Annotated in this window: 7 protein-coding genes; all 7 read right to left on the bottom strand. The window is 38.8% G+C overall.

Annotation, left to right across the window (positions count from 1 at the left end):
• Positions 1-200 precede the first annotated feature (200 nt).
• Complete coding sequence (locus RM545_RS17295; protein ID WP_311496536.1) at positions 201-659, bottom strand: DUF6730 family protein; 459 nt, start codon at positions 657-659, stop codon at positions 201-203.
• 17 nt (positions 660-676) lie between these two features.
• Positions 677-1,540 carry a relaxase/mobilization nuclease domain-containing protein gene (locus tag RM545_RS17290; protein ID WP_311496535.1) on the bottom strand — a complete coding sequence of 288 codons (864 nt, stop codon included), beginning with the start codon at positions 1,538-1,540 and terminating at the stop codon, positions 677-679.
• Positions 1,537-1,833 carry a mobilization protein MbpA gene (mbpA, locus tag RM545_RS17285; RefSeq protein ID WP_311496534.1) on the bottom strand — a complete coding sequence of 99 codons (297 nt, stop codon included), beginning with the start codon at positions 1,831-1,833 and terminating at the stop codon, positions 1,537-1,539. The genes RM545_RS17290 and mbpA overlap by 4 nt, the downstream gene beginning before the upstream one ends.
• Positions 1,834-1,957: 124 nt before the next feature.
• Positions 1,958-2,836, bottom strand: coding sequence for a DUF8464 domain-containing protein (locus tag RM545_RS17280; protein ID WP_311496533.1), 879 nt, complete (start codon positions 2,834-2,836; stop codon positions 1,958-1,960).
• A 250-nt stretch (positions 2,837-3,086) separates the two neighbouring features.
• Positions 3,087-4,310: a primase-helicase family protein gene (locus RM545_RS17275; RefSeq protein ID WP_311496532.1), complete on the bottom strand. Its 1,224-nt coding sequence runs from the start codon at positions 4,308-4,310 to the stop codon at positions 3,087-3,089.
• Positions 4,311-4,342: 32 nt separating this feature from the next.
• Entirely contained in the window at positions 4,343-4,633 is a 291-nt protein-coding gene (locus RM545_RS17270; protein WP_311496531.1) for a helix-turn-helix transcriptional regulator, read from the bottom strand.
• Between the two features lie 124 nt (positions 4,634-4,757).
• On the bottom strand, positions 4,758-5,329 hold a 572-nt coding region (locus tag RM545_RS17265), incomplete at its 5' end, for a hypothetical protein (protein WP_311496530.1).

Genomic DNA, 5,329 nt, shown 5'->3' with positions numbered 1-5,329 from the left:
GATAATCTACCTATTTTTATTCCTTTTTTACTCCATATTATTAATCGAACTCAGGTTGGAAATATCCCCTTATTTCAATACTAAATTTTAAAAAATCTGATCCATTTTAATCAAGGTTTTGCCGCAAATTTCAACTATTTTACTGGGGTTTCGAGCCATTTGCCGCAAATTTCAAGGATTTTCGCCATGGCCATTTGTCATTACAAATCCTGGTTTTCTTCTTCCAGCCACTGGCAATAATTCTCTTTGATTTCCGGATATGCTGCGAAATAATCTTCGTATAGTATATTCTGAGATTCCATGATCATACGGTAGACCTCAAAATTTTGCTCTGTTTGTTTATTGGAGGTGTAACTAAAGTACCCTATTAAACTTAAAGCAAGTATTCCCATAATACCTAAAAGGATCAGTAGATAATTCGGTATCAGCCTGGCGTTCTTTAGTTTCTTATCAATGCCATTTAGAATTTCATTCCTTTCCTGACTTTCCAATTCCTGTTTTTTCAGAAAAGTGCTGAGGTCCTTTTCCAGAGCTTCGGTTGTAATTGGGATGCTGAGACTAAATAGTTTATCCGAAAGCCGTTGAAGTTCCACAATAGTAGTTTTGAAATCAGCCATCTCGTCGGCCATCAGTTCCATAATTTCATCTAGTTTTTTCATTGCTTAAAAATTTTAAATCATATTCCTATACCTGTATCCAGTGCTTTCAGAGCTCCCTTTATAAGTTCTTTGGCTATTCTGGTGGTTAGATTTGTACTTAACTGTACTGTTTTGTTCATTATCAGCAGGCTTTTTGGTACTTCCCTCAACCTGGTAAGACTCCTGTTTTGAGAAATTTGCGCAATAAGTCTATTGCCACCCATATCCCGGTGCACCTCACTTGCTTTGAGATTTACTCCTTTGTATTCCACACGGAACCCCTGCAGTTGAATAGATTTATTGATAGTGGGAATCACTTCCACCTTATGAGCTTTCATTTTGCTCATATATTCATCCAGGGACTTTGGCCTTGTTTGAAGCACCCGGTCATTTAGAATTTTGATTTCCTGTCGAAGGTTTTTTAATTCCCGGAGTTTTTCCTGTTGTTTTTCCCGCGCTCTGGTAAGCCCTAATTCTTTTGCTACATTGTCTGCAGCCATCTGGCTTCGTTTTCCGATAAAGCTGTCATTATAGGCTTTGCCATCAAAGCCAATCCTATTGGTGTAGATATGAATATGTGTATGTGCCTTATCCCGGTGAACAAACCCAATGGATTGATTGTTTTGCAAGTTCATCTCCTTTAAAAATTTTTTGGCGATTTCCTCCAGGTCTTTTTTACTTAAATCCCTTCCGTCCTCTATCGATGGGCTGACTATAAAGCTTAAGGTGTTGTTGTGGCAACGCTCATTTTGCGACTGAATAATATTAAATTCTTCAGTGATCTCAGCGGGAGTATCCCCGGCCAGATGTTCTTTCAGCACCACTTCGGCCTCTTTCTCCTGGTTCCAGCCATAGGATATGGAGACCTTTGTGCTGGAAATGGCATGTCCTTTCCCGATCATTTTTTAAAGTTTTTTAGGTGGTTCCTGATTTCTTCCGCCAACTTTTCCACCGTTGCAGCCAATTGCGGATCCCGCTTTTTGAACATGCTGCTGATCCGTGCAAAGTTATTTTTGTATTGCACCAACATCCGGTAGTACTCCAACTGCTCCGGGGTAATCCGTTCTACAATATTCCTTTGAAAAGCAGTAGATCGAAGATATTCCGAAAGGGAAATCCCTGCCCTGGCCGCTCTTCTTTTGAGCAGCTTCTTCTCGTAAATCGAGCAGCGGATCTGGATGTATTCCCTTTTCATTTTTTTCTTTTAAAGTCTTTGCAACCTCCGGGCGTAAAGCAAGAATGTCATGACAATGACACATCTTGCTTTACTCTTTCAACTGAAATTCTCCGATAGGCATTTACCGGAATAATTATTTCTCTCATTCAACTTTTATATTTTTTGAATTGAAAATCAGTTTTTCATTGAGGTCTTTATATGGGTGGTAAAAACCACTGCAATCAGTGACATTTGCAGAAAATCTTAAAAGCAATGTAGTAGCTTTTTCTCCTGCAGGGTCATTATCCAGGAAGAGAAATATTTCGTGGTATTCAGAAATGATTTTTTTGATGTCTGTAAGGAAAGCAAGGGAATTAAGTACAATACCATCTGAAGTATTTAGCAGACCTTCATTTAGAACTGCCAGGGTAAGAAAGTCAAGAATGCCTTCAGTTACCACCAGTCGATTTGATGAATGATCAATAAAGCTATATGATTTAGGAGAGGAGGAATTTTTGTAATATTTATTCCGAAGCTCCCATCCCCCTAAATTGTTTTCTAATCCTACAGCAAAGTATTCCTGGCCTCTCAACTTGTACCAAACTTCTTTACAATACCTCCGGGCAACTTCAACAGGAATTCTTCTCGAGCGTAAATACCCTTTTAAAGCGTAATGCTTCAGAGGCCCTACAGCTGTAATTTCAATTTTGCTTTCAGAAGGGAGTTGTGGTGCAGGCGCAATAAAATAAGGAATTATAGTGTCCGCTTGTAAGAATTGCACTGCCTCATTTATAGCACAGGATTTCATAGCCATAATCAAATCTATAATAGAACCTCCTTTGCCAATTCCGAAGTCATACCATAAGTTCTTACGCAAAGAAACGTTGAAAGAGGCTTGGGTTTCTGACCGAAGGGGACTCAGAAACCAAGCTTCTTTCTCCGATGTTCTGCTGGGGAAGTGCCCTAATTTTGCCAGCGTTTTTACGATGCAAATATTACGGGCGCTTTCACAGCTCTTGGATATACTAATTTCTCTTCTCATTTCACTTTTTCATTAATAAGTATTAATAATTCTTGCTATTCCCACTTCATCATTATTCTTTGATGAAAAAACGATGAGGAAAATGCGGCTGAAAACCCAGAGTATCACTACTCTTATTTATATTTTCTCATCATTCATCAAAAAAAAAGAAATAACCTAATGCTGTTTACTAGTAGTGTACTCTCAGGATGACCTGGAATGATGATTATTTGACGGAAAGACCTTATAAATCGTACCTTTCACAGGTGTATCACTTATTCATCATCTCATCACTTTGCTGTTCTTGGCCAAAGCGCTGCAGTAAAAAAGATGCTGTAACAGTATAGTATCTTCCTTTTGCAGGAATGAACCCCAGTCCGCCATCCACCCACATGATCATCTTCTGATAGCTAAGGGAGTTGTCCTGGTTGCTTAGTTTCCAATCCTTTTTTAGGATCTGCCGTAATTGTGTTAAGTCTGTTTTAATCCGGGTGCGGTTTAAAACATGCAAAGCATCCACGGGACAAATATTTACTTCATCCACTTCATAAGTTTCCATGACGCTCAGGATTATATTGGCCAGTTCCTTTTCCACACGATTTCGGTTGTTTTGCATCAAACAGGTCAAAGCATCGGTACGTACCTCTTCTGGCGCAAACCACATCCTCGTGCTGTGCCTGGTAGTCAACTGGCGCTGATCGAGGTAATATAGAAATGCCGGAATTTCTGCCTTCAGGTCTTCTAAAAAATGGGTTTCTTCTTTTTGTAGGGGAGGAACTTTTAATACCCAGAAGCGCGTTTCCTCACTATCGATTTTAATGAAGTTATCTTCATTGTTGCTGCAAAGGATAAACTTGCTAAAGAATTCCACCTCGCGCTTGTCCTTGCCTTTAGCTTCCAGTTTATTAAAATCGGTGGTACTTAAGTATTTGATTCTTTCTGTAAGTTCTTCTTTGTTGAACAGTACTTCATCGATACATATAAGAAGTTTGTTGGCCCAATCAGCATTAAACTGGCTGCTGAAATTGTCATTGGTGAGGTAAGTCAGGTTATTGTCAAAAATTGCTTTTAACCATTTGAGAAAGGTTGTTTTACCTGTAACCCTCTCTTTCGAAACCAGGCACAGGATGGGTAAGATCTGGAGCGGCCTGGAATACAATAGCTGTATATAATCAAGTCCCAGCTCGAACTGGTCCCCAAAAATATGCTTAACAAAGCGTAGTGAAATATCCACCTTCCCTTCCTGCGGGATATGAGGCAAAGGAGAATAGGTATTGTAAAACCCATGACATTCCTTTTTAAAATCCTTATGACCGGGAAGGCAGGTGAAGCCATCATATTTTTTAATGGCTCCAATAAAAGCTTTACCGTGATCATTGCGGAGGGTCTCAATATTCCATGGAACTAGACTCTCATTAAAGCTCCCTGAAATGGTAGGTATCTGTACGATTTTATAGTAGCAGGTGCCGACCCTGATATAGGATATCTTTTTCATCTTTAAAAATTTTAGGATTAGTGATGGAAAACCTACTTTCGGTTCTTTAGCAGCTTTTGATTAAACTGCTGCTCCAGGAATTCATCAGAAAAGTTTGGTTCCCCCAACAACCAGGCATCAATTTTATCCTTATCAAAAAACTTCTGACGGATATTGGGATTATTACCAGTAGGGATAAGCTTCAAATGGGTAAGCTTATAAATCTTACTTTTGGAGAGTCCGGTATATTGTGCCAGATCATCCACGTTCATTACTTTTTTGGTGTGGGACAGTAAGACTTTAATATCTTCCAATAAGCCCACTACTTGATCTTGCTCATTCATAACTATAGTATTAAAAATTAGAAATGAGTAAAAGGCCTTTTACATTTTGCGCAAGACAAACTTAGGAAAGCAAATACCTATAAATCAATAGGATAATTCGAATAAGAAGATGATTACGCTATAATTATTCTATTCCCAGCATCTGCCGGACAAGCTTTCGCTGGTTTCGGGAATTAATTTTTTCCTGATCGTTTTTCCAGGCGGAAAAACTGGTTTTTAAGGTGTTTTCTTTTAGCGGTTCGTTGTTCATTAAGAAAGAATCCATAAGTAAGTTGAAGAAGCTTCGTTTCCGCTCCCCTGTAAGATCCTGAATACCGCCAACGACCAGTCCATCGAAAAGAACGAAAAGGATACGATGATTGGCTGAATCACCGCTTTTGTTGCCCATAGTAAAATTGATTTTTTTCCTGACCCGCAATCCCTTCATCAACCTGATGAATTGCTCTTTTGATTCTTTGTCAAGATTGAGTAGTTCGAACCTTACCTGCAATTTCTGAAGAGGAATTAACCGAAAATCATGACGTCCGGTTTCTAAATACTTATTTGATTCGTAGAAAATGGCCAGCCAAACCAGAACCAAAACCATTACTGCGAAAAGGATTAGAAAAACTAAATAATTATCAGCAATAGATTCAATTCCGAAAATAAGGCTGAAGCTTAGGATAAAAACAACAAAAATAGAAAGGATGAAGAGAA

The organism is Autumnicola lenta (genome assembly GCF_031846515.1).
GTDB classification, from domain to species: domain Bacteria; phylum Bacteroidota; class Bacteroidia; order Flavobacteriales; family Flavobacteriaceae; genus Autumnicola; species Autumnicola lenta.
Note: the sequence above shows the minus strand (reverse complement) of the source record. Positions and strands in the feature narration are given on the sequence as shown.